Source organism: Bradyrhizobium sp. USDA 4532, from assembly GCF_024171315.1.
Taxonomy (GTDB): Bacteria; Pseudomonadota; Alphaproteobacteria; order Rhizobiales; family Xanthobacteraceae; genus Bradyrhizobium; species Bradyrhizobium australafricanum.
Window position 1 is genome coordinate 6921451 of sequence record NZ_JALJZN010000001.1, and the last position, 21532, is coordinate 6942982.

The 21532-nt window shown below is 65.1% G+C and carries 17 protein-coding genes; 10 read left to right on the forward strand and 7 right to left on the reverse strand.

Going from position 1 to position 21532, the window contains the following annotated elements; translation table 11 throughout:
* Window positions 1-4: 4 nt before the first annotated feature.
* Entirely contained in the window at window positions 5-700 is a 696-nt protein-coding gene (locus J2R76_RS31805; protein ID WP_229191448.1) for an alpha/beta fold hydrolase, read from the reverse strand.
* Between the two features lie 187 nt (window positions 701-887).
* On the opposite strand from J2R76_RS31805, the gene J2R76_RS31810 reads away from it, so the two are divergent.
* The 4 genes from J2R76_RS31810 to J2R76_RS31825 all read left to right on the forward strand — a co-directional run bounded on the left by J2R76_RS31810 (window position 888) and on the right by J2R76_RS31825 (window position 5194).
* A complete protein-coding gene (locus J2R76_RS31810) occupies window positions 888-1502 on the forward strand; it encodes an ABATE domain-containing protein (protein ID WP_057017699.1) in 615 nt (204 codons plus the stop codon).
* An 86-nt stretch (window positions 1503-1588) separates the two neighbouring features.
* On the forward strand, window positions 1589-2275 hold the full coding sequence (locus J2R76_RS31815) for a haloacid dehalogenase type II (protein WP_076827335.1): 687 nt from the start codon (window positions 1589-1591) through the stop codon (window positions 2273-2275).
* A gap of 178 nt (window positions 2276-2453) precedes the next feature.
* A complete protein-coding gene (locus J2R76_RS31820) occupies window positions 2454-2801 on the forward strand; it encodes a hypothetical protein (RefSeq protein WP_253588764.1) in 348 nt (115 codons plus the stop codon).
* A gap of 344 nt (window positions 2802-3145) precedes the next feature.
* Window positions 3146-5194, forward strand: a complete 2049-nt coding sequence (locus J2R76_RS31825; RefSeq protein ID WP_253588765.1) for a DEAD/DEAH box helicase — start codon at window positions 3146-3148, stop codon at window positions 5192-5194.
* Between the two features lie 236 nt (window positions 5195-5430).
* Here J2R76_RS31825 and J2R76_RS31830 read toward each other — a convergent pair whose 3' ends face one another.
* On the reverse strand, window positions 5431-6924 hold the full coding sequence (locus J2R76_RS31830; RefSeq protein WP_253588766.1) for a sensor domain-containing diguanylate cyclase: 1494 nt from the start codon (window positions 6922-6924) through the stop codon (window positions 5431-5433).
* A gap of 115 nt (window positions 6925-7039) precedes the next feature.
* Between J2R76_RS31830 and J2R76_RS31835 the strand changes: the two genes are divergently transcribed.
* Window positions 7040-7318 carry a hypothetical protein gene (locus tag J2R76_RS31835; RefSeq protein ID WP_253625322.1) on the forward strand — a complete coding sequence of 93 codons (279 nt, stop codon included), beginning with the start codon at window positions 7040-7042 and terminating at the stop codon, window positions 7316-7318.
* A 113-nt stretch (window positions 7319-7431) separates the two neighbouring features.
* Here the strand turns inward: J2R76_RS31835 and J2R76_RS31840 are convergent, their stop codons facing one another.
* The 3 genes from J2R76_RS31840 to metG form a co-directional block, all read right to left on the reverse strand.
* Window positions 7432-10308, reverse strand: a complete 2877-nt coding sequence (locus tag J2R76_RS31840) for an EAL domain-containing protein (protein WP_253625323.1) — start codon at window positions 10306-10308, stop codon at window positions 7432-7434.
* Between the two features lie 120 nt (window positions 10309-10428).
* A complete protein-coding gene (locus tag J2R76_RS31845; RefSeq protein WP_057017706.1) occupies window positions 10429-11427 on the reverse strand; it encodes an NAD(P)H-quinone oxidoreductase in 999 nt (332 codons plus the stop codon).
* 69 nt (window positions 11428-11496) lie between these two features.
* Window positions 11497-13176, reverse strand: coding sequence for a methionine--tRNA ligase (metG, locus tag J2R76_RS31850; protein ID WP_057017707.1), 1680 nt, complete (start codon window positions 13174-13176; stop codon window positions 11497-11499).
* Between the two features lie 273 nt (window positions 13177-13449).
* Here metG and J2R76_RS31855 point away from each other — a divergent pair, with 273 nt between their 5' ends.
* Together J2R76_RS31855 and J2R76_RS31860 are read left to right on the forward strand one after the other, a co-directional pair.
* A complete protein-coding gene (locus tag J2R76_RS31855; protein ID WP_016845225.1) occupies window positions 13450-13641 on the forward strand; it encodes a DUF1192 domain-containing protein in 192 nt (63 codons plus the stop codon).
* Between the two features lie 573 nt (window positions 13642-14214).
* The gene (locus J2R76_RS31860) at window positions 14215-14727 is read left to right on the forward strand and encodes a DUF1465 family protein (protein ID WP_253625324.1); all 513 of its coding nucleotides are present in this window, start codon (window positions 14215-14217) and stop codon (window positions 14725-14727) included.
* Between the two features lie 13 nt (window positions 14728-14740).
* On the opposite strand, the gene J2R76_RS31865 is transcribed toward J2R76_RS31860, so the two are convergent.
* Window positions 14741-16255, reverse strand: coding sequence for a PLP-dependent aminotransferase family protein (locus tag J2R76_RS31865; RefSeq protein ID WP_253625325.1), 1515 nt, complete (start codon window positions 16253-16255; stop codon window positions 14741-14743).
* 98 nt (window positions 16256-16353) lie between these two features.
* Between J2R76_RS31865 and J2R76_RS31870 the strand changes: the two genes are divergently transcribed.
* Together J2R76_RS31870 and J2R76_RS31875 are read left to right on the forward strand one after the other, a co-directional pair.
* A complete protein-coding gene (locus J2R76_RS31870) occupies window positions 16354-16980 on the forward strand; it encodes an FMN-binding negative transcriptional regulator (RefSeq protein WP_076827351.1) in 627 nt (208 codons plus the stop codon).
* A gap of 159 nt (window positions 16981-17139) precedes the next feature.
* Window positions 17140-17757, forward strand: coding sequence for a LysE family translocator (locus tag J2R76_RS31875; protein WP_076827353.1), 618 nt, complete (start codon window positions 17140-17142; stop codon window positions 17755-17757).
* Between the two features lie 86 nt (window positions 17758-17843).
* Here the strand turns inward: J2R76_RS31875 and J2R76_RS31880 are convergent, their stop codons facing one another.
* Complete coding sequence (locus J2R76_RS31880; RefSeq protein WP_253625326.1) at window positions 17844-20387, reverse strand: MASE1 domain-containing protein; 2544 nt, start codon at window positions 20385-20387, stop codon at window positions 17844-17846.
* A gap of 556 nt (window positions 20388-20943) precedes the next feature.
* Here J2R76_RS31880 and J2R76_RS31885 point away from each other — a divergent pair.
* Complete coding sequence (locus tag J2R76_RS31885) at window positions 20944-21498, forward strand: hypothetical protein (protein WP_253588773.1); 555 nt, start codon at window positions 20944-20946, stop codon at window positions 21496-21498.
* Window positions 21499-21532: the final 34 nt, after the last annotated feature.

Consider the following 21532-nt stretch of genomic DNA (forward strand, 5'->3'; position numbering starts at 1 on the left):
GAGGTCAGCGCTCTGTAACGTTCTCGACCGCTTCCCGGATGATGTCGGTGACGAGCTTCGACGCGGTCATGATCGGGGTGTGATCGACCGGGTGTGAGCGCACGCTCGCCTGCATCCGCGCCGCCATGCTGCGCTGGGTCTCGGGCGCGATCATCCGGTCGTCCTCGGCAACCAGGAACCAGCTCGGGACGTCCTTCCAGAGCGGGCGGCCGACCGGCACGGTGATGCAGGCCGGCGAGATCGGCCGCTGCACCGCGGCGAGTACCGCAAGGTCCTCGGACCGCGCGCCCTGCGCAAAGGCCGCTGCGAAAGCGGACTCCGGCAGCCAGATCAGGCCATTGGCGTCGGGCGCGAGCTTCGGCGCGAACGGATGCGGCGGCAGCCGGTAGAATACGTCGGCGACCGTCTCGCTTTCATCCGGCGCCAGCGCCGCGACATAGACCAGCGCCTTGACGCGCGGCGAGCGGGTCTCGGCAATCACGGCGCCGGCATAGGCATGGCCAACCAGCACCACCGGGCCCGCGACGCGGTCGAGAGTGCGGTTCAGCGCGGCGACGTCGTCGGCGAGCGAGGTGAGGGGCAGCGGCGCCGCCACCGCTGTAATGCCCTCGGCGTCGAGCGCCGTGATCACCCGCGCCCAGCTCGAGCCGTCGGCCCACGCGCCATGCGCAAGCACCACGCTGACATCCTTGTTCGACATTGTCCGCTCCCTCGTTTCAGGCCCGTTTTGGCCGTAACCTCGAAAATGCTGTTTGATAGGTTATCCCGCTTGTGGTCCAGGACGCGTAACTTGTCAAATGAATTTTATCAGGTTACTATTTCCGTGACTGAGGAAGCCGTCAGAAAGCCGCCAGGAGGGCGTCACCGTGCAATCCCATCCGCCCGCGATGTTCATCGCAGACAGCCTGGGCATCGATTTCATCAATTCGATTGCGACCCCGGTCGATACGCCGGTCGACTGGATCGGCGATGGCGACGGCCTGCTGCGCTGGCTCGCGCAGGCGCAGCTGGTGCCGCCCGATGTGCTCGACGAGCTCAAGGCGCGCGCGACGCCGGGCGAGCTCGACGACGTCGCCGGTCAGGCCCGCGATTTGCGCGAGTGGTTCCGCGGCTTCGTGCGCAAGCATATGGGCCGGCCGCTGGCGTCGCGTGCGCTCAAGGAGATCGAGCCGCTGAACCGGCTGCTGGAAAGCGATCAGGCGTTCAGCCGGATCGTGGCGCATCGCCGCAAGGACGGCGATGGCGGCCATGACGGTTTCGCGCTGGAGCGGACGCGGCGCTGGCGTTCGGCCGAAACATTGCTGCTGCCGATCGGGGAAGCGATGGCCAGGGTCGTCTGCGAGGAAAGCTTCTCCGACATCAAGGCGTGCGAGGGCCCGGCCTGCACGCTGATGTTCGCCGACCACACGCGGGCGCGTGCGCGCCGATGGTGCAGCATGGCGATCTGCGGCAACCGCGCCAAGCAGGCCGCGCACCGCAGCCGGATGAAGGACAGGGGCTGAGACCACCAAAGCATGACCCGGAAAAGTGCGTAGCGGTTTTCCGAAAAGATCATGCTCAAAACAAAGACCAACAGGAGCCCAACAAAATGGCGGCACTTCCCCTGATCGTGTTCGACGTCAACGAAACCCTGCTCGACCTCGAGACCATGGAGCCGGTGTTCGCGCGCATCTTCAACGACAGGAGCGCGATGCGGCTGTGGTTCGCCAACTTCATCATGTACTCGGCCTCGCTCACCGTCGCGGGGTGTTACGTGCCGTTCACCGATATCGGCGCCGCGGTCATGAAGATGCTGGCCGACACCCGCGGCATCAGGATCGACGATGCCGACAAGCAGGAGCTGACCGAGAAATTCTCCACCATGCCGCCGCACGGCGAAGTGCCCGGCGCGCTGCGCAGGCTGCGCGCGGCGGGTTTCCGCCTGTTCACGCTGACCGACAATCTGCTCGAGGTGCAGACCCGGCAGCTGACCCATGGCGGCATCGTCGATCTGTTCGAGCGGCGCTTCTCCGCCGACGGCGTCAAGCATCACAAGCCGTCGCGGCAGGCCTATGGCTATGTCGAGAAGGAGCTCGGGGCAAAGCCCTCGGAGTTCTGCCTGATCGCCTGCCACACCTGGGACACGCTGGGCGCGGTCGCGGCCGGCTGGGAGGCCGCGCTGATCAAGCGTCCCGGCAACGATGTCCTCGGCGTCGGCCCGCAGCCGCAGGTCGTCGGCAATGATCTCGACGATGTCGCCGGTCAGCTGATCCGCCGCTACGGCGCCAAAGGGTAACGACGCCTGACGGATTCCCGCGCAGAGAAGAGGGCAAAACGCCCCTCCAGGCCCGATCGCTCGGAAGCGCATAAAACCGGAATGAAATCCATAGCGGTTCTCAACCATGCCCCTTGAGCTTTCCTCAACTTCCGCGGCCGATGCTGCATCCGCCGCAGGGATCGAAGGAGCTCACAGCATGCCGGCCAAGGGACGAGCGACCGCCACCAACGCCACCGCGCAAGGGCGCGAGGACATCCTCAACGCGCGCGCCATCAGCACGCTGGGCGCCGGCGTCGTCAGCGCGATGAGCGCGGTCGGCGCCGCCGTCATCAAGAAGAACAAGCCGGCACTCGGCAAGAACGCGGACTGGTTCTGGCACATGTTCGCGAAATGCGAGGCCAGGGCCGCGCGCATCGCCGAGCAGGCCGCGCGCGATCCGAAGGCCTGCGGCGATGCCACCTTCATCGAGGTCTATGCCGCGCAATTGCCGAAGCTGATGACAGCGGCGCTCGAGAGCCACGAGAAGGCGCTCAAGGCGAAATGATGCCGCATCCAGAGAGTCCCGCAACGGTGCTTGCCCCGTTCTCGTTCCTTTTGACCTCTCAAATGCGCCAAGGCGGCAAAGTAGCGGCGGCTGTCGCCGACCGGACGGTCTTGCAGGTTAGGCGAAGCCGTCACCCGCCATCGCGCTGACCAGCCCTACGGCCCGGATCGGGCAGGCCGCCTGATCCGGGCGCCAGCTTTTCTGCGACGGGGGCATGGCGATTTGGCGCTTCTTGGCGTAAAGCAGCCCAAATCGTCATGCGGCTGTGCCGCCTGCCGGGTACGCAGCTCCAGGTCGTCCCGCTCGACGTTCTGCGCCCGGACCAATCAAGGTTTTCCCATCTCGTGCCCTTTCCGACCACAAGTTCGCCGCTCGCCCGCGCCTTGGCTGAGCGCAACTACGATCAACCGACCCCGGTCCAACTCGCCGTGCTCGCCGCCGACGCGGTCGACCGTGATCTCCTGGTTTCGGCCCAGACCGGCTCGGGCAAGACCGTTGCCTATGGCCTAGCCATGGCAAAGGACTTGCTCGACGGCGCCGAGCGGTTCGAGCCGGCCGCCGCCCCGCTGGCCCTGATCGTCGCGCCGACGCGCGAGCTCGCCTTGCAGGTCCAGCGCGAGCTTGCTTGGCTTTATGAACACGCCGACGGCCGCGTCGTCTCCTGCGTCGGCGGCATGGACCCGCGCCGCGAGCAGCGCGAGCTTGCCGAGGGCGCCCACATCGTGGTCGGGACGCCCGGCCGGTTGTGCGACCATTTGCGGCGCGGCCGTCTCGACATTTCGGAACTCAAGGTCGTCGTGCTCGACGAGGCCGATGAAATGCTCAATCTCGGTTTCCGCGAGGATATGGAATTCATCCTCGAGACCACGCCGGACACCCGCCGCACCTTGCTGTTCTCGGCGACGTTTCCGCGCGGCATCGTCGCGCTTGCCAAGCAGTATCAGGAGCAGGCGTTCCGGATCGAGGTCGCGGGTGACGAAGGCGGCCATGCCGATATCGAGTACCGCGCCATCCGGGTGGCCGCCGACGATGTCGAGCACGCCGTCGTCAACGTGCTGCGTTTCCATGAGGCGCCGAGCGCGCTGGTGTTTTGCAACACGCGTGAGGCCGTCAGGCATTTGCAGGCGGCGCTGCTCGAGCGCGGGTTCTCCGTCGCCGCGCTGTCGGGCGAAATGACCCAGAACGAGCGGACCCAGGCGCTGCAGGCGTTGCGCGACGGACGGTCGCGGGTTTGCGTCGCGACCGACGTCGCGGCGCGCGGCATCGACCTGCCGAGCCTCGATCTCGTCATTCACGCGGATCTGCCGAAAGATCCGGAGGTCATGCAGCATCGCTCGGGCCGCACCGGCCGCGCCGGCCGCAAGGGTGTCAGCATCCTGCTGGTGCCGCCGGCACGGCGGCGGCGCGCCGAATTGCTGCTCGATCTCGCCGGCATCGATGTGGTCTGGGGCTCCGCGCCGCAGGCGGAGGAGATCCGCAAGCTCGACCATGATCGCCTGCTGCAGGATGCAGTGTTCTCCGAAGAGGCGACGTCAGATGATCTGGCGCTGGCGCAGGCCTTGCTCGCCGAACGCGCGCCCGAGGCGATTGCCGCAGCGCTCGCCCGGCTTTACCGTGCGCGGCTGCCTGCGCCCGAAGACATTCTCGATCCCGGCGAGGGACGCGGTCGGGACCGCGACGATCGCCGCGGCGAGCGCGCCTCGCGCCGCGATGATCGTGCCGCCGGGCCGCGATCGAAGACCGGCAAGTCCTCCGCGCGTCACGGCATGGAGGAGGCGACCGTCTGGTTCCGCGCCGCGATCGGACGCCGGAAGAGCGCCGAAGCCCGCTGGCTGCTGCCGATGATCTGCCGCCGTGGCGGCATCGACAAGCGCGACATCGGCGCGATCAAGATCATGGATACGAGCACCGAATTCGAGATCGCCGCGCGGGTCGCGGATTCCTTCGCGGTCAAGATCAAGCGTCCGGACAAGGAAGACAGCATCCGCATCGAGCCGCTGGCGAGCGCGCCGCAGGGAGAGGTGCGCGAGAAGCCGGCGCGCAAGCCCTGGCGCGACGATGGCGACGGCGGATACAGCGCGCCGCGCGCCGGGGGGCCGCGCGACGAGGGGGCGGGAAAGCGGCGCGGCAAACCGGACCGCGAGGCCAGAGCGTTTTCGAGCGAAGGCGCGAGCGGTTCGCGTCAGGAATACGCGTCAAAGAAGGAATCCAGGGACTCGTTCCGATCAGATCGGGACGGAAAAGGCTTCAGGCCGAAATCCGGCGACGAGCCCCGGTTCGGAAAGAAAAAGAAGCATCCGGGCAAGTCCAGCCACGCCGGACCCACGCAGTGGCCGGACGTGTCGGCGAAGCCGAAGTTCGGCAAGAAGCCGAAGAAGAAGCGGCGGGGCTGAGTTGGCGTGCGGATGTGTGAGTCACAAGCCGTGCCACATCCTCACCGTCGTCCCGGCGAAGGCCGGGACCCATTACCCCGAATGCTCATTGTTGCCTAACGCTGGAGCCGCAGCTCGCTTCGACGACGAACGCCTGTGGTTATGGGTCCCGGCCTTCGCCGGGACGACGATGCGGAGAGGGCTTCGCGTCTAACTGATTGCTTGTGACGCCCGGTATTTTGCAGCCGCTTGGCCCCTCACGCCACCAGCGCGATCTTCGGCACGGTCGCGAGCACCGACTGGTTGCGGCCGTTGGCCTTGGCGGCGTAGAGCGCCTTGTCGGCGGCCTCGATCAGATCGGACCATTGCTGGCCCGCGGTCGGCCGCATGCTGGCGACGCCGATGCTGACTGTCGTGATCAGTTCGCCCGCGCACCATTGCTGGACCTTGCGGCGGATGGTCTCGGCCAGGTTGAAGGCCTCGAGCGCGGTCATGTTGGGCAGCAGCACGGCGAACTCCTCGCCGCCGAAACGAGCCGGGCAATCGCCGGCGCGGCGCACCGCGTCCGAAATGCAGATCGCGATCCCGACCAGCACCTGGTCGCCGGCCTGATGCCCATAGGTGTCGTTGTAGGCCTTGAAATGATCGGCATCGATCATCAAGAGCGCGACCGGCTGGCCGTAGCGGCCGGCACGGCGCCATTCGCGCTCGATCTCGCCGTCGAACTTGCGCCGGTTCTTCAGGCCGGTGAGGGCGTCGGTAGTCGCCATCTCCTCAAGCTTGTCCTCGGCGTCGGCGCGGCGAACGATCTCGCGGGCGAGCACCAGCGTTCCGCTGAGCACGAACAGGATCAGAAACGCCATGATCGCGCCGATGCGAATGGCCTCCGTGCGCCAGAGGTTGAAGACGGCTTCGAGCGGCTTGCCAACCACCACGTAAAGCGGCCCGGAGCTGCTGCGCCTGACATAGAGCCGCGGTATGTCGTCGACCGGGCCCTTGCCGGAGAAGGCGCCGCCGACCTTCAGGTTCTCGGCCTTCCAGTCCAGCTGCTCCGCGAGGTTCTTGCCGATCACGTCGAGATCGAACGGCGTCCGCATGATGATGGTGCGGTCGTTGCGCAGCACGGTGATGGTGTCGCCCGGCATGAGGTTCAGCCGCCCGAACAGATCGTGGAAATAGCTGAAGCGGATCGAGCCGACCACGACGCCGAGGAAGCGGCCCTCGTCGTCGACGATGCGCCGGCTCAGCACGATGGCGTAGGCGCCGCGATGCAGCATCGGCCGGCTGATGTAAAGGCCGACATCGGGATTGTCGCGCTGGACCGTGAAATACTCCTCGTCGCTGCGGATCTCCGGCCGTGGATCGAGGCTCGCCGCGTCGATGGTCAAATTGCCCTTGGTGTCGAACACCTGGATCGCGCCGAAATGTTTTGCGGTCGCGGCGTGATCGAACAGGATCAGCTGGCGCAGTTCCTTGCTGATATTGCGGATCTCCGGCATCTCGAGATTGCTGGCGACCGCGCGCAGCGACAGGTCGTAGAGCTCGATGTTGCGGCTGATGTCGGCCTCGATGCCCGACGCCAGGTTCTCCAGGGTGCGGCGGGCCAGTTGCTCCTCGCCGCGGCGCATGTCGAACATCACGCCGGCGCAGACCGCGGAGAAGCCGAGGACGGTCGCAACCGACGCCGCGATCAGCAGCTTTGCCGATAGCCGCCAGCGCCGCCTTGCGTCGTTTCCCCGTCGAAATGACATGTCCCGCTCCAATGCGCCGTCATGCAACGGGAAATCTTGTTGTCGCCTTAAATGGCGACAGCAGCCGCCGAATGGGTTAACGGGTGGTTGCCGGACTTTTGTCATCGAGGACGTTGTGAACGACTACGACGCATTGCGGGATTATCTGAAGAAGCAGCATCTGCCGGAATTCGTGCTGACCTTCGAGGAGATCGAGGCGATCATCGATGCGGCGCTGCCGCGCGCCGCGCACCGGGCCTCGTGGTGGGAGACGTTGCGCAGCCCGCAGGAGAAGATGCCGCAGCGCGAGGCCTGCCTCGAGGCCGGCTACATCGCCACCCGCCAGGCCGACGGCAAGAGCGTCAGGTTCAAGCGCATGCCTAACCGTCGTCCCGGCGACCGCCGGGACCCATAACCACAGGGCGTTGTTGTTACGAAGGCAACCGGCCCCAGCGCGTCATGGATGGGCCGCGGCGTATGGGTCCCGGCTCCCGTGCGCAATTGCGCACGAGGCCGGGACGACAAGAGTTAGCTCGCGGCTTCCAGCCGTTCCTCGGTGAGCAGCCGGGTCGCCGCATCGGCGTCCATCGGCTCGCCGAAGGCAAAGCCCTGGGCGTATTCGCAGCCGAGCTGGTAGAGCTCGACGGCATCCGAATCCGTCTCGGCGCCTTCCGCCACCACCTCCATCCCGAGATCGTGCGCCAGCGCGATGATCGATTTCAGGATCACCGGGCGGGTTCCGCGGCTGGTGGTGCGGACGAAGGACTGGTCGATCTTGATGGTGTCGAACGGGAAGCGCTGCAGATAGGACAGCGAGGAGTGGCCGGTGCCGAAATCGTCGAGTGACAGCCCGGTGCCGAGCTCGCGGATCCGCGCCAGCATCTGGGCGGCGTGCTCCGGATTCTCCATGACCAGCGATTCCGTCAGCTCCAGCTTCAGCGTGCCGCGCGCCACCGAGGAGCGCGACAGCACGGTGCGGATATCGTGGATCAGATCGTGGCGCAGCAGCTGCCGCGACGACACGTTGACCGAGGCGAAGATCGGCTCGCGGGCGCGCATCGCGCGCTGCCACACCGCGAGCTGCCGCGCGGTCTGGTCCATCACGAACATGCCGAGATCGACGATCAGGCCGGTCTCCTCGGCGACGTTGATGAACTCCGACGGCGACATCCGGCCGAGCTTGGGATGATCCCAGCGCGCCAGCGCCTCGAAGCCGGCGATCGCGCGATCCTCCAGCCGCACGATCGGCTGGTACAGGATCGTGATCTCCTGCCGCTCGATGGCGCGGCGCAGGTCGCTCTCCAGCGTCAGGCGGTCGGTCTTGCGCGCCCGCATCGCCGGCTTGTAGACGTCGATGCGGTCGCCGCCGATCCGCTTGGAATGATACATCGCAAGCTCGGCGTCCTTGATGATCTCGTCGGTCAGCGGCGCCGCCGGGTCGGACAGCGCAAGGCCGATCGATGCGGTCAGGAAGATCTCGCGGTCGTTGAACGCGATCGGGGCGCGGATGGTCTTGCGGATGGTCTCGGCGAAATTGGTGATCCGCGCCGGGTCCTGCTCCGACAGCAGGATCAGGCCGAACTGGTCGCCGGCCATGCGGGCCAGCGTGTCCTGCGGCTTGAGGATGCGGGTCAGCCGCCGCGCCAGCGTCAGCAAAATGGAATCGCCGACCGCGATCCCGACGGAATCGTTGACCTGCTTGAAGCGGTCGAGGTCGATCACCATCAAGGTCGGCCGCAGGTTCGGCATGGTCTTGGCGAGATTCGCTACTGCGCCGAGGCGGTCCAAGAACAGCCGGCGGTTCGGCAGGCCGGTCAGGTTGTCATGGACGGAGTCATGAAGCATCCGCTCTTCGGAGTTCTTGAACTCGGTGACGTCGGTGAGGGTGCCGACCACGCGCGAGACCTCGCCGTCGGAGCCGACCACCGGCCGCGCCTTGAGCGCGAACCACATGAAGTGGCCGTCGGGCGTGCGCAGCCGGAAATCCTGCACCAGGCGGCCGCGGCGCTGGTCGAGCACGCTGTCGAGCGCGGCGCGGAAGCGGTCCTGGTCGAGCGGGTGCAGCACCTCGAGCCATTTCGCCGCCGGGCCTTCCAGCGTGCCGCGCTTGAGGCCGAGCAGGGCCTCGGTCTCGGGACTGGTGAACACCTTGTCGGCTGACACGTCCCAATCCCAGATCAGGTCGCCGGAGCCGGTCAGCGCCAGCGCGCGGCGCTCGACATCGGAGACGACGCCGGTGGTGGCGCCGCCGCCGGCGAAGGCATGCTGCATCACCGTGAATCCGATCAGCATCACGATCAGCACCAGGCCGCCGAGCAGCGCCGGGCCGACGATGTCGTTGGTGACGGAGCCGGCGACCGTCATGCCGGCCGCGACCACCCAGACCACCAGCAGGAACCAGGTCGGGATCAACAGCACCGCGCGGTCGAAGCCGTGGGTCGAGAGATAGACGATCAGCGCGAAACCGGCGAAGGCGATCATCACCAGCGACATGCGCGCGATGCCGGAAGCGACCGCGGGATCGAACAGCGCCAGCGCGACCAGCGAGCCGAGGAAGACCAGCCAGCCGATCGTGATGTGCGAGTAGCGGACGTGCCATCTGCTCAAATTCAGATAGGCGAACAGGAACACCAGCAGTGTCGCGGCGAGGATCGCCTCGCCCGCCGCGCGCCAGACGCGCTCGGCGTTGTTCGACATGTCGAGCACCTTGCCCCAGAAGCCGAAGTCGACGCCGATATAGACCAGCACCGCCCAGGCCAGCGCCGCGGCGGCCGGGAACATGATGCTGCCCTTGACCACAAACAAGATCGTGAGCACGAGCGCGAGCAGGCCCGAGATGCCGATCACGATGCCCTGGTACAGCGTGAACGAGTTGACCTTGTCCTTGTAGGCGTCGGGTTCCCACAGATAGAGCTGCGGCAGCTTGTCGGTGCGCAGTTCCGCGACATAGGTGACGACGGCGCCGGGATCGAGCGTGATGCGGAACACGTCGGCGGTCGGGCTCTCCTGCCGCTCGGGACGATCGCCGACCGACGGCGTGATGGTGGCGATGCGCGACAGGCCGAGGTCGGGCCACAGCAGGCCGGACGACACGATGCGGTAGTGCGGCGCAACGATCAGGCGGTCGAGCTGGTCGTCGGTGTTGTTGGCGAGCGCGAACACCACCCAGTTCTGGCCGCCTTCGCGGGCGCGAACCTCGATGCGGCGCACGATGCCGTCGGTTCCGGGGGCGGTGGAGACCTGGATGCGGTCGGCTTCACTGCGCTGATGGTCGAGAACCGCCGTCAGATCGATCGCGGGCGCATCGCTGCGCACGCTGACCGCGTCGATCGCATACGCGGCAGGCGCGGCGGCAAACATCATGAGGCCCAGCGCGAGCAGCGCAAGGCACCTGATCAGACGCAATGTCAGTACTCCGCGATCGACAAACTGACCGGACCCGGCGACCGGCCCGGCGGTGGCGCGATAAATGACACGAAAGCGAAGGGAATCAAAGGGTTTCCGCCCCTGCTTCCGTCGCGAGGGTTAAACCGCCAACACAATTTTGCCAATATGTTCGCTGGTCTCCATGCGCCGGTGCGCGTCGGCGGCCTTTTCCAGCGGGAATGTGCTGTCCATCAGCGGTTTGACGCGGCCTTCGCGCAGCAAGGGCAGCACCTTCGCCTCGATCGCCGCGACCATCGCCGCCTTGTCCGCATTACTACGGGGGCGCAGGGTCGAGCCGGTGTGGTGCAGCCGCTTGACCATCAGCTTGGCGAAATTGGCCGTGGCCTTCGGTGTTCCCGACAGGAACGCGATCTGGACGATGCGGCCCTCGACCGCGGCGGCGTCATAGTTCCGGTCGATATAATCGCCGCCCACCATGTCGAGGATGACATTGGCGCCGTTGCCGCCGGTGGCCTTCTTCACCGCCTCGACGAAATCCTCGGTCTTGTAATTGACCGCGTGATCGGCGCCGAGCTTGAGGCAGGCATCGGCCTTGTCCTGCGAGCCGACGGTGACGATCACCTTGGCGCCGAACGCCTTGGCAAGCTGGATCGCCATCGTGCCGATGCCCGACGAGCCGCCGTGGATCAGCAGCGTCTCCCCGGCCTGCAGCGCGCCGCGCTCGAACACATTGTGCCACACCGTCATCAGCGTTTCCGGAATCGCGCCGGCTTCCTGCATCGACAGCGAGGGCGGCACGGTCATCGCCTGCGCGTCCTGCGCGATGCAATATTGCGCGTAGCCGCCGCCGGCGACCAGCGACATCACCTTGTCGCCGATCTTGTGCTTTGCGCCTTCGCCGAGCGCGACCACTTCGCCCGCGATTTCGAGGCCGGGCAGGTCGCTGGCGCCGGGCGGCGGCGGATAGGAGCCGGAGCGCTGCGCGACGTCGGGACGATTGACGCCGGCGGCCGCGACCTTGACCAAAATCTCGCCGGCCTTCGGCACCGGCACCGCGCGGGTCTCCGGCACCAGCACCTCAGGGCCACCCGGCTTGCTGATGGCAACGACGGTCATTTGCGCGGGCAGATTTGGCATGGCTGGTCCCTGGTCAGTGGAGAGGATCGGCGGATGGCATACCGCCTTTTCCATCGAAGCGAAACGCCATTAAACCCCGAACCGCGCCGTGAGCTGGCTGGCTCGCTCAGGCGTGATCTTCTCGACCAGCGGGCCGAGCCTTGCGACCGGCGTGCCCGCGCCACGATCGAGCAGCGGAACGAGTGGGCCAGTGGGCCAGCGCGGTACGGCATCGCTCTGACCGAGCGCGCCGAGCACGCGCGCCGCGAGGTGAGGCACGATGCTCCACGCCAGCGTGGCGCTGAGCGCGACAAGATTGAGCCCGGTGCGGGTGATGACTGCCGCGCGTGCCGGATCGGACTTGATCGCCGTCCAGGGTGCCGCGTGTTGCAGATAAGCGTTCGCGGTGTCCCAGATCGCGCGGGTCGTGGCCGCCGCCGCGCGAAATTCCAGCGCCGTGTGATGGCGGTGCAGCGCTGCGATGCGCTGCTCCAGTTCAAGCGCGAGTTGTCGCTCGGCATCGCCGGGAGCGCCACCATCCGGGATGCGGCCGTCGAAGGCGCGATGCGCGAAGCTGATGATGCGGTTGGCGAGATTGCCGAAGATATCGGCGAGATCCTTGTTCACGTCGGCGACGAATCTGGCGACGCCAAAATCGGTGTCGACGCTCTCCGGCGCGTTGGCGATCAGCCACCAGCGCCAGAGGTCGGCAGGCAATTCCGCCAGCGCCGCATCGGTGAAGATGCCGCGCTTCCTGCTGGTTGAGAACTTGCCGCCCTCGTAATTCAGCCAGTGGAATCCCTTGATCACATCGGCGGTCTTCCAAGGTTCGCCGGAGCCGATCAGCGTCGCCGGAAAGCTCACGGTGTGGAACGGGATGTTGTCCTTGCCGAGAAATTGGATGTAGCTGACGTCATCGGCCTGCCACCACCACTGCCGCCAGTCGCGGCCAGGCGCGGCGTCGGCCCATTCCTGCGTCGCCGCGATGTAGCCGATCGGCGCGTCGAACCAGACATAGAACACCTTGCCGTCGAAGCCGTCGCGCGGCACCGCGATGCCCCAGGCGAGATCGCGCGTGATGCAGCGGTCGCGCAGCTCCGCATTGAGCCAGCCCTTCGCGGTCGACACCACGAAGGGCGGCCACCCGGTGCGGCTGTCGATCCATGCGCCGATTTTTTCGACCAGCTGCGACTGGCGCAGATACAGATGACGGCTGTCGCGGATCTCGAGCGCGCGGTCGCCCGACAGCGCCGAGCGGGGATCGATGAGGTCCGGCGGGTCGAGCAGCGTGCCGCAATGGTCGCATTGATCGCCGCGCGCGCCGGCGTCGCCGCAATGCGGACAGGTGCCGAGCACGTAGCGGTCTGGCAGGAAGCGCCGGTCGGCCGGCGAGAACACCTGTCGGGAGGTGCGTGCTTCGATCAGCCCGGCGTCATCGAGCCGGCGATAGAAGTGCTGAGTCAGCGCATGGTTGTGCGGCGAGCTGGTGCGGCCGAAATGATCGAACGACAGACCGAAGCGCCGATAGATGTCGGCCTGGACGGCGTGCTGTGCGTCGCAGAACGCCCGGACATCCTGTCCGGCCTCGATGGCGCCGAGCTCGGCCGGTGTGCCGTGCTCGTCGGTCGCGCAGATGAAGAGCACGTCGCAGCCGGTCTGCCGGCGGAAGCGGGCGTGGACGTCGGCGGGCAGCAGCGAGCCGACGAGATTGCCGAGATGCTTGACGCCGTTGACGTAGGGCAGCGCGCTGGTGATGAGAATCTTGGTCATGGATTAAGGTCTTTCGCGTTCGGTGATGCCGACCCCGCAAGAATCAAAGCGGAAAATCAAAAAGCCCTCCCGCGTGACCGGAAGGGCTTGGGGTCGGCTCATGCCTCGCGCGCAGGCGCGCAACTATCCCGTCCGGTCAGATTCCTTGCGGTCGGGCCGGGGCATTCGCGTCAGATGTTGCGCGCACACGAAAGTCACTGCAAAATTCTCCTCTGGACGGATATCTATCATCGCTGGACGCAGGACGCCAGATCAGCATCGCGGGGAAGACACATGCCGATTGAGGATGAGGACCGGCCGCGGAAGAAAATCAGCCATGAGATCGGCCAGGATCTCTCGCTGCTGTCGGTCGAGGAGTTGACGGAGCGCATCGCGCTGCTCAACGCCGAAGTCGATCGCCTGAAAGAGGCGATGACGAAGAAGCGCGCGTCGAAGGACGCCGCCAACGCGTTCTTCAAGTCGTAGCGCTGCGCCATCATTTCTGTCGTAGCCCGGATGAAGCGAAGCGCAATCCGGGAGCCGCGCTATCCGCGGATGGACCGTTCCCGGATTTCGCTGCGCTCCATCCGGGCTACGCGGCTCCACCTCCCCTTGAAAAGGGGAGGTCGCTTTGCTCGCCAGAGCAAAGCGGGTGGGGATCAGCTCTCTTCACATACGCCGTCGCCTGCGGTTGACCCCATCCCGACCTTCCCCTCTCAAGGGGAAGGAGAAGAGGCCTGTCCCAAACTAGGTCAATGGCCGACATGGCAAACAAAGTGTCAAGAAATCCGTTCATTTACGATCGGTTAAGCTTTCTCGATTATGACTGCATTGTCCTCGTTTGGACACCGAGTGGCTCCTGTCCACTCTGTTTGACGCCTCCCTGTTATCAACTTCAAAGCCGCCGGAAACGGCGGCTCTTTTTTGTGCGTCCTAGCGGCTGGAAACCATAAATCCGGTTGCGGCTGGACTCTTCGGCGCGCCCGCGCAATGATTTGTTCATCATAAGCTGGCGCGTCAGATGCCAGCGGGCGTTACGGTGGTGTGAGGGCGTTAACCATGGCCGATCGTTCCCAGAGCGAAGCCGGGCTTGTACTGTTCAGTGAACGGCTGACCAATTCTGCGGCATTCGGCGTGCTGTTCCGGGAAGGCATGGACCTGGTCGAGCAGACCGCCGCCTATCTCGACGGCGACGGACGTGCCGAGGCCAAGGCGCTCGAACGGTCCGTGAGCCTGACCTATGCCACCGAAAGCATGCGCCTGACCACGCGGCTGATGCAGCTCGCCTCCTGGCTGCTGCTGCATCGCGCGGTCAAGGAAGGCGAGATGACGCTGACCCAGGCCAATCGCGAAAAGACCAAGGTGAAGCTGTCGGCCGCCGATCCCGGCCCGGCCGACATGGTGACCAAGCTGCCCGAGCAATTGCAGCAGCTGATCGCCCGTTCGATGGATCTGCAGGCGCGCGTCCGCCGCCTCGACACCACGATCCACGCGCCGGCGCCGGACCGCTTGACGATCGGCAACCCGCTGGTGCCGCAGCTCAACCGCCTCAAGGCGGCGTTCGAGCAGTAATCCGGACAGCAAATCAGTGTGACGCGTCCGCGCGGCGTGGCTTGGTCCGCCGCGGCGACGTGTGCTGATCCATCACGCGCCGCAGCCGTAGCGTCGCCGCCTCCAACTCTTCCGGTTCGAAACCGCCGAAGCCGAGCATCAGGCCGGGGCGTGGTGCGGCCTTGTACATCGGCGAAATCGGCCGCACGACGATGCCGGCGGCAAGCGCTGATTTTGCCAATTGCACATCGTCGAAGCGCTCTGGCAGCCACAACAGCAGATGCATGCCCTGGTCGCTCGGCTGCAGCGTGACGTCACCAGGCATGTGACGCGTCAGCGCCGCGATCAGCGTCGCACGCCGTGCGGCGTAGACACCGCGAATGCGCCTGATATGCGCCTCGAACAGCCCCTCGCGCATGTAGGCTGCCAGCACATGCTGGTCGGCGGTCGGCGAATGCCGGTCGAGCAGCGCCCGCGCGCCGGCGAAAGCGTCGATCAGCGGCGAAGGCGCCACGACATAGCCGAGCCGCAGCGAGGGAAACAGCACCTTGCTCAGCGTGCCCAAATAGATCACCCGCGATGGGGCGAGGCCTTGCATCGACGGGAAGGGATGCCCGGCGTAGCGCAGCTCGCTGTCGTAATCGTCCTCGACGATCCACGCATTGCTTCGTTGCGCCCACGCCACCAGCGCATTGCGGCGGGCCATGCTCATCGGCATGCCCAGCGGATATTGATGCGACGGCGTCACGAACGCCGCGCGTGCGTGCGGGCACGCGGCGGTGGCGGCATCGACGTCGATGCCCTGCGCATCGACGCCAACGCGCGTGGTGACGAGATCGAGATCGTCGAGCACGGCGGTCATGCCGGGATAGGCGGGATCCTCGGCCCAGACAGGATCGCCTGACGACAGCAGCACGCGGCCGGCGAGATAGAGGCCTTGCTGGGTGCCGGCCGTGATCACGACCTGCTCGGGCTCGCAATGCACCGCGCGGGATTTGCGCACATAGTCGGCGATCGCCTGCCGCAGCTCGATCAGGCCGCGCGGATCGCCATAGCTCGCAGGCGCCGCGGCGCGCGATGCGCGCACGCGGTTGCCGAGGCGGCGCCAATGGTCGTCGGGCGCGACCGCGCCGCCGGGGACCGCGATCGCAAACGGGACCTCCGGCATCGGCCTGAAGGCCGCCGCCACTTTGGCAAGCCGCGCCGCGCGCGGCGGCAACCGGATCGGCACTGATTTGTTAGGCTTGCGATTGACCACGACGGGCCGTGCCTGCTCGGCAAGCGTCGGCGCGACGCGGGTGCCGGCACCGACCTGCGATTCCAGATAGCCCTCGGCCAGCAACTGCTCGAAGGCCTCCGTCACCGTGCCGCGCGCGACGCCGAGCGAGGCCGACAGCGCGCGCGTCGACGGCAGAAAATCCCCGGCCTTCAGCTCGCCGCTCGCAATCGCGGCGCGCAGGGCCTGCGCGATCTGCCGCCCGACCTGTCCGGCGGCGCGGTCGATCGTGGCGAGCGAGGGGATGCTGATCGTGGCGCGCAGGCGGGACATAGTGGACCAATTAGTTTGATCGAAAGTGGCCCTTATCATAGGCCACTTCGGCGCTATGGTGCGAGCAGCAATTGATGAGGTCTGTCAAGAGGTCCGCGATGTACCTGCCGCCGCATTTCAGGATGGATGAGCTCGGTCCGGTCCACGCCGCGATGCGGGCCTCGAAGCTCGCGACGCTGGTCACCGCAACCGCCGACGGCCTGATCGGCACGCCGCTGCCGCTGATCCTCAATGAGAACGAGGGCGACTACGGCACGCTGTACGGTCACGTCGCGCGGCCCAATCCGCAGTGGAAGCTGCCCGCGGTCGGCGAGGCGATGGCGATCTTCATGGGGCCCGACGCCTATGTGACGCCGTCCTGGTATGCGACCAAGGCCGAGCACGGCAAAGTGGTGCCGACCTGGAATTACGTCGCCGTCCACGCCTATGGCGCGGCCGAGTTCTTCGAGAATGCCGATCGTCTGCTAGACGTCGTGACCCGGTTGACCGAGCTGCACGAGACTTCGCGCCCGGAAGCCTGGCAGGTCAGTGACGCGCCTGGTGATTTCATCAAGGCGCAGCTGCGCGGGATCGTCGGCTTCCGGATGCCAATCACGCGGATCGATGCCAAGAAGAAGATGAGCCAGAACCGCAAGCTCGAGGATCGCGCCGGCGTGATCGCGGGGCTTGAGGCCAGCGACAATCCGACTGATCGCGAGGTCGCGGCAATGATTCCGGCGAGCTGAGACGCCTTGAACAAATTCCAGACCGTCATTGCGAGGAGCGATAGCGACGAAGCAATCCATCTATCGGCATATGCGGGCAGATGGATTGCTTCGCTTCGCTCGCAATGACGGCGGAGGAAGTTGCGCCCGCTCGACCCCTGCGGAGATTGACGCCCACACATGGAATTGTACCTCGCCTTCGCGATCACGACCGCGACCTTCGCGCTGATCCCGGGTCCCGCCATGCTGTATGCCGCGGCCCGCACGCTGGCAGGCGGCCGGCGCGCGGGGCTGATGGCCTCGCTCGGGCTGCATCTCGGCGGCTATGTCCATGTCGTCGCCGCGGCGGCCGGCCTCGCGCTGCTGTTTCATGCGGTGCCGCCGTTGTTCATGGCGATGAAGCTTGCCGGTGCGGCCTATCTGGTCTGGCTCGGGCTGTCGCTGTTCCGCGACCGCGACAATGCAAAGCGCCCCACACTTGCGCCGCTCTCCGCGGAGCGCGCCTTCGCGCAAAGCATCGTCGTCGAGGTGCTCAATCCGAAGACGGCGATCTTTTTCCTGGCGTTCCTGCCGCAATTCGTCGATGCGTCGGCCAGCCTGCCGGTCTGGGCCCAGCTGTTTCTGCTCGGCACAGCGGTCAATCTGACCTTCTCGGCGGTCGATATCGTCTGCGTGTTCTTCGCCAGCGCCGTGATGTCGAAGCTGCAGCGCTCGAAGAGGTCGCGGCGCATCATGCAGCGGATCGGCGGCAGCATCCTGGTCGCGCTCGGTGCGCGGCTGGCCTTCCAGGATCGCTAGAAGCAGTCATGTCCATCAGCGGCGATGGTGCGGATCAACGCTTCGCCAAGCTGCGCGACGAGCTGCTTCTGCAATGGCGCGACCGGTCAATTTCTGCCCGAGGCTTCAGTCGTGTTCGACGTCATGGGCGCGCCGGATGATCGCGGTGGTCGCGGCGGCGCAAGATCGTGGATAAAATCTCTCAGTGCGTCGGTATCGAACGGCTTGCGGAGTATTTTTAGACTTGGCGGAGCTGCTTTTGCGGCATCGCTGTAGCCGGTTGTAAGGGCGATCGGCAAACCGGGGTATCGCGACCGGACTTCTCTCGCGAGCCCGACGCCATCGATTGTCCCGGGCATGACGATATCGCTGAAGACGAGATCGATCTTTGTACCGGCGTCGAGCAATTTCAGCGCCGCTTCGGCCGAATCTCGATAGATCGTGTCATAACCCAGATGCTCGAACAGCGAGGAAGTCACATCCGCCACTTCGGGGCTGTCGTCGACAACGAGAACCGTCTGCCGCTGCGGCTGCCTTGCTCTTGTTCTGGCAGCGGCCAGTTCTTTACTGGTGATCTGCTCGTCTGCGCAGGACGGCAAGTAGATTGTAATCGTTGTTCCCTGTCCAACCTTGCTGTCCGCCGTCACCGTTCCGCCGGCCTGGTGCGCGAAACCATAGACTTGGGACAAGCCGAGCCCGGTACCCTTGCCGACCTCTTTGGTCGTGAAGAACGGATCGAACATCTTGGACAGCAGGTTTGGCGGAATGCCGGTGCCGGTATCGCCAAGCGCGATCGCAAAGAAAGCCTTTGCGCGGCGATCGCCGCCGGTTTCCTGGTTCGCAGTCACCGCATGGACGGATAAGGTGAACGTGCCGCCGCTTGGCATTGCATCGCGCGCATTGACGGCGATGTTGACGATCGCAAGTTCCAGCTCGGCGAGGTCCACCTTGACCGATGCTACGCCCTCGCCGACGTTCTCATTGTACACGATGTTCCCGCGCAGCGAGCTCTCGATCATGGTCCGCATGTTCTTGATGGACGCATTCAGATCGACGACCGTCGGGCTGAGATGCTGATGACGAGAGAATGTCAACAATTGGCGTGTGAGGCTTTCGCCGCGTTTGGCCGCGGTCTGTATGGCTTCAATTGCCTTGGGCAGTTTTGGATCAAGCAGGCGTGTGAAGATCTGGGCGCTGCCTCCGATGATCATCAATAGATTGTTGAAGTCGTGTGCAATCCCGCCGGTCAGCTTGCCGATTGCCTCCATTTTCTGCGACATCGCGAGCTGTTCGCGTGCCTGAACCAGCTTCTCTTCCGCGTCGCGTCGCTCGGTTGCGTCCCGCAGAATACTGATGAAGCCGATCAGATTTCCTGAGTCATCATGGCTCGACGAGACCGAGCCCGTGATGAAGAACGGCGTACCATTCTTTCTGATGCGCCAACCCTCTACGTCGTACTTGCCTCTTTCGATTGCCGTCTCCAGCGCGTGTGTCGGCGAACCCGCGCGGCGTTCATCCGGCCGATAGAATATTCCAAAATGCTTGCCGATGATTTCTTCCGAGGTGTAGCCGATGATCTTTTGAGCGGTGCTATTCCAACTCGTAACGTGTCCTTCTCTATCAAGCGCAAAAATCGCATAATCGACGACGCCTTCGATAAGGGTTTGGAAGTGCCGTCTGATGCTGTCGAGCGCCGAAGCGTTCCGTTCAAGTTGACCGTTCAACTGGTCCTGCACGGAAAGCAGATGGGCTTCCGCGGTGTGACGCGTGGCGATTGCCGCTGCCAGGGCAAGAGAGGGGGCCGATACGGTGATCGAAAGCACGAGCAGTGACAACAATGCTCCGTTCGGATCCGTTTTCGGAAACGGATCATTACCGAACGCGAAACCCCAGACTGCGATTCCGGTGAAAATGAGCGCAGCCGTAGCCGCGGTGCATCGATTGCCGCGCAGACCGGTCCAGATCAACGGGAGCAAAGCCAGAAAACCCAGCAGGCTGCGATGCGGCAACGCCACGTTGAGATCGTCGCTGACGAGGTCACTGCCGATGAGCGGGCTGTAGGCTACGATCCCAATGAGACCAGCGAGAGCGATAACTGCGATCGATTCCAACAGATCCCATCTGGAGGAAATCCGTAAGGGCATCATCGCCCAGAGCACGATGACCGGAGCAATCACCAGGATCGCGGCTGCGTCGGCAAGCCACCAGGTCAGCCCGGCGGCGACGGAATCGGGAAAGCTCGGTTCGTTGACGAAGATGGATCCGGCCAAGGCGGAGAATGAACTGATCATCGCGGTCGGCACAAAGGAGACACCTGCAAACTTTGCGACACCGGATGGCGTGGCAAACGTCTGGCAACCGTTCGACCAGCGTCCGATCAGCCATGTCCCGGCCAGTGCAGCAAGGAGGGTGCCGATCCCGGCGGCGACAAATTCCAGGAGCGATCGGTCGGTTATCAGGTAAGGCGCGACGGCGCCCACCAGGATCGCGGGCCAGATCCGGTAGCCACGCAGCAGCATAAGCGCGAGCGCAAACCCGGTTGGCGGCCACAGCGGCGTCGCGGTCGGATTGATAGCGGGAAGGAAATGTGCGGAGGCCGCAAGGCTCCCGTAGATCGCGGTGACGATAAAAAGTTCGATCGAGTAGGTCACAGCGCTCCGAGCATCGCCAAAAGCGAAAATCCCGGCCTTATCGAACCTTGCCCGTTCCATCACAAGCCTTTGCGGTGGGCACCTCAAGAATGCGGTAGGGAACGACCTGGCACCCGGTTCCATGTCACCCGAAGGAGGGCGATCGTATTTTCGCCAAGTCGATGACCCCTGCCAAACACTCAACGCAGTTTTGACCAAAGCATGGCCGCTGGATCCAGAGTAGGGGGCGCCAGCAACTTCTGAACAAGAGACCATGGGGCAGAACCGCTGACCTAACGGCGTGGGCCTGCAAAATCGACCCGATCCCGCCGCGTGTCGGCGTCGTTCAAGTAACCGCTCCGGGTCAAAGGCGAATATCGGCAAGAGCCGTTCGAGCTCAGCCTTGGGCTAGACGCCGGAACGGTGCGAGCGGTGGGCGTTCTCTCGCCGCCATGTCGACGTCGATCGTGAGACACCGGGAGATTTATCCTCAACCCTAGGTAGCCAAACTCGGGCTGTATGGTACCGTGCCCTCGTCGGGACGGCATTTCCGTCCCGGATTTGGGAGGGCTATGTCATGAGATTGCCGTCGAGCCTTGTCGCGCCTTCAGCCGTCGCCGTGTTGTCAACTGTCTGGCTGTGCGGCCCGGCAGCGTCGCAAACAGACCCAGCCAAGCCGCTTCCCTCCATCACGGTCGAGGCGCCGAAGCCGGTGGCAAGGCCAAATCGTCCGACACAGGTGGTGACCACGGGGGTATCTCACCGGAGATCGAGAACCACCCAGACGTCGTCGTCAACCGCTCGAGCGCCGTCGCCGGCGCCGGATTCAGTGCTGGGCAGGATTGCCGCGCTGGAGAAAGTCGCCAGCAATTGCAACGGTGGCTGCGAATCGAGCCTCCCGCATGGCAAGGACCCTTGGGTCGGGTGCAGCGAGTCGACGGGCGGACAAACCCACGGACCGTTCTCGTCGACGTGCCGAGACAACCTCACCTACAAGTCCTACGTCGATTGCGTCGAGACCAAATGGTTCCTGGGCGAGTACCGAAACAGGGCCTGGTGGCTTTGCAGCAGCCTGCAGGCCGCGGGGAAGTTTAAGGTCGCCGAACTCAAGCGACCGAAACGTCCGCGCTAGGTTCGCCGTCGGAATCCGCGCGACGGCGCGAGCT

Coding starts and splice junctions, on each gene's coding strand:
- metG (WP_057017707.1), bottom strand. CDS start 13,176: ATGACCAAGATTCTCATCACCAGCGCGCTGCCCTACGTCAACGGCGTC.
- J2R76_RS31855 (WP_016845225.1), top strand. CDS start 13,450: ATGCCGATTGAGGATGAGGACCGGCCGCGGAAGAAAATCAGCCATGAG.
- J2R76_RS31875 (WP_076827353.1), top strand. CDS start 17,140: ATGGAATTGTACCTCGCCTTCGCGATCACGACCGCGACCTTCGCGCTG.
- J2R76_RS31870 (WP_076827351.1), top strand. CDS start 16,354: ATGTACCTGCCGCCGCATTTCAGGATGGATGAGCTCGGTCCGGTCCAC.
- J2R76_RS31815 (WP_076827335.1), top strand. CDS start 1,589: ATGGCGGCACTTCCCCTGATCGTGTTCGACGTCAACGAAACCCTGCTC.
- J2R76_RS31860 (WP_253625324.1), top strand. CDS start 14,215: ATGGCCGATCGTTCCCAGAGCGAAGCCGGGCTTGTACTGTTCAGTGAA.
- J2R76_RS31810 (WP_057017699.1), top strand. CDS start 888: ATGTTCATCGCAGACAGCCTGGGCATCGATTTCATCAATTCGATTGCG.
- J2R76_RS31805 (WP_229191448.1), bottom strand. CDS start 700: ATGTCGAACAAGGATGTCAGCGTGGTGCTTGCGCATGGCGCGTGGGCC.
- J2R76_RS31820 (WP_253588764.1), top strand. CDS start 2,454: ATGCCGGCCAAGGGACGAGCGACCGCCACCAACGCCACCGCGCAAGGG.
- J2R76_RS31865 (WP_253625325.1), bottom strand. CDS start 16,255: ATGTCCCGCCTGCGCGCCACGATCAGCATCCCCTCGCTCGCCACGATC.
- J2R76_RS31845 (WP_057017706.1), bottom strand. CDS start 11,427: ATGCCAAATCTGCCCGCGCAAATGACCGTCGTTGCCATCAGCAAGCCG.
- J2R76_RS31885 (WP_253588773.1), top strand. CDS start 20,944: ATGAGATTGCCGTCGAGCCTTGTCGCGCCTTCAGCCGTCGCCGTGTTG.
- J2R76_RS31830 (WP_253588766.1), bottom strand. CDS start 6,924: ATGTCATTTCGACGGGGAAACGACGCAAGGCGGCGCTGGCGGCTATCG.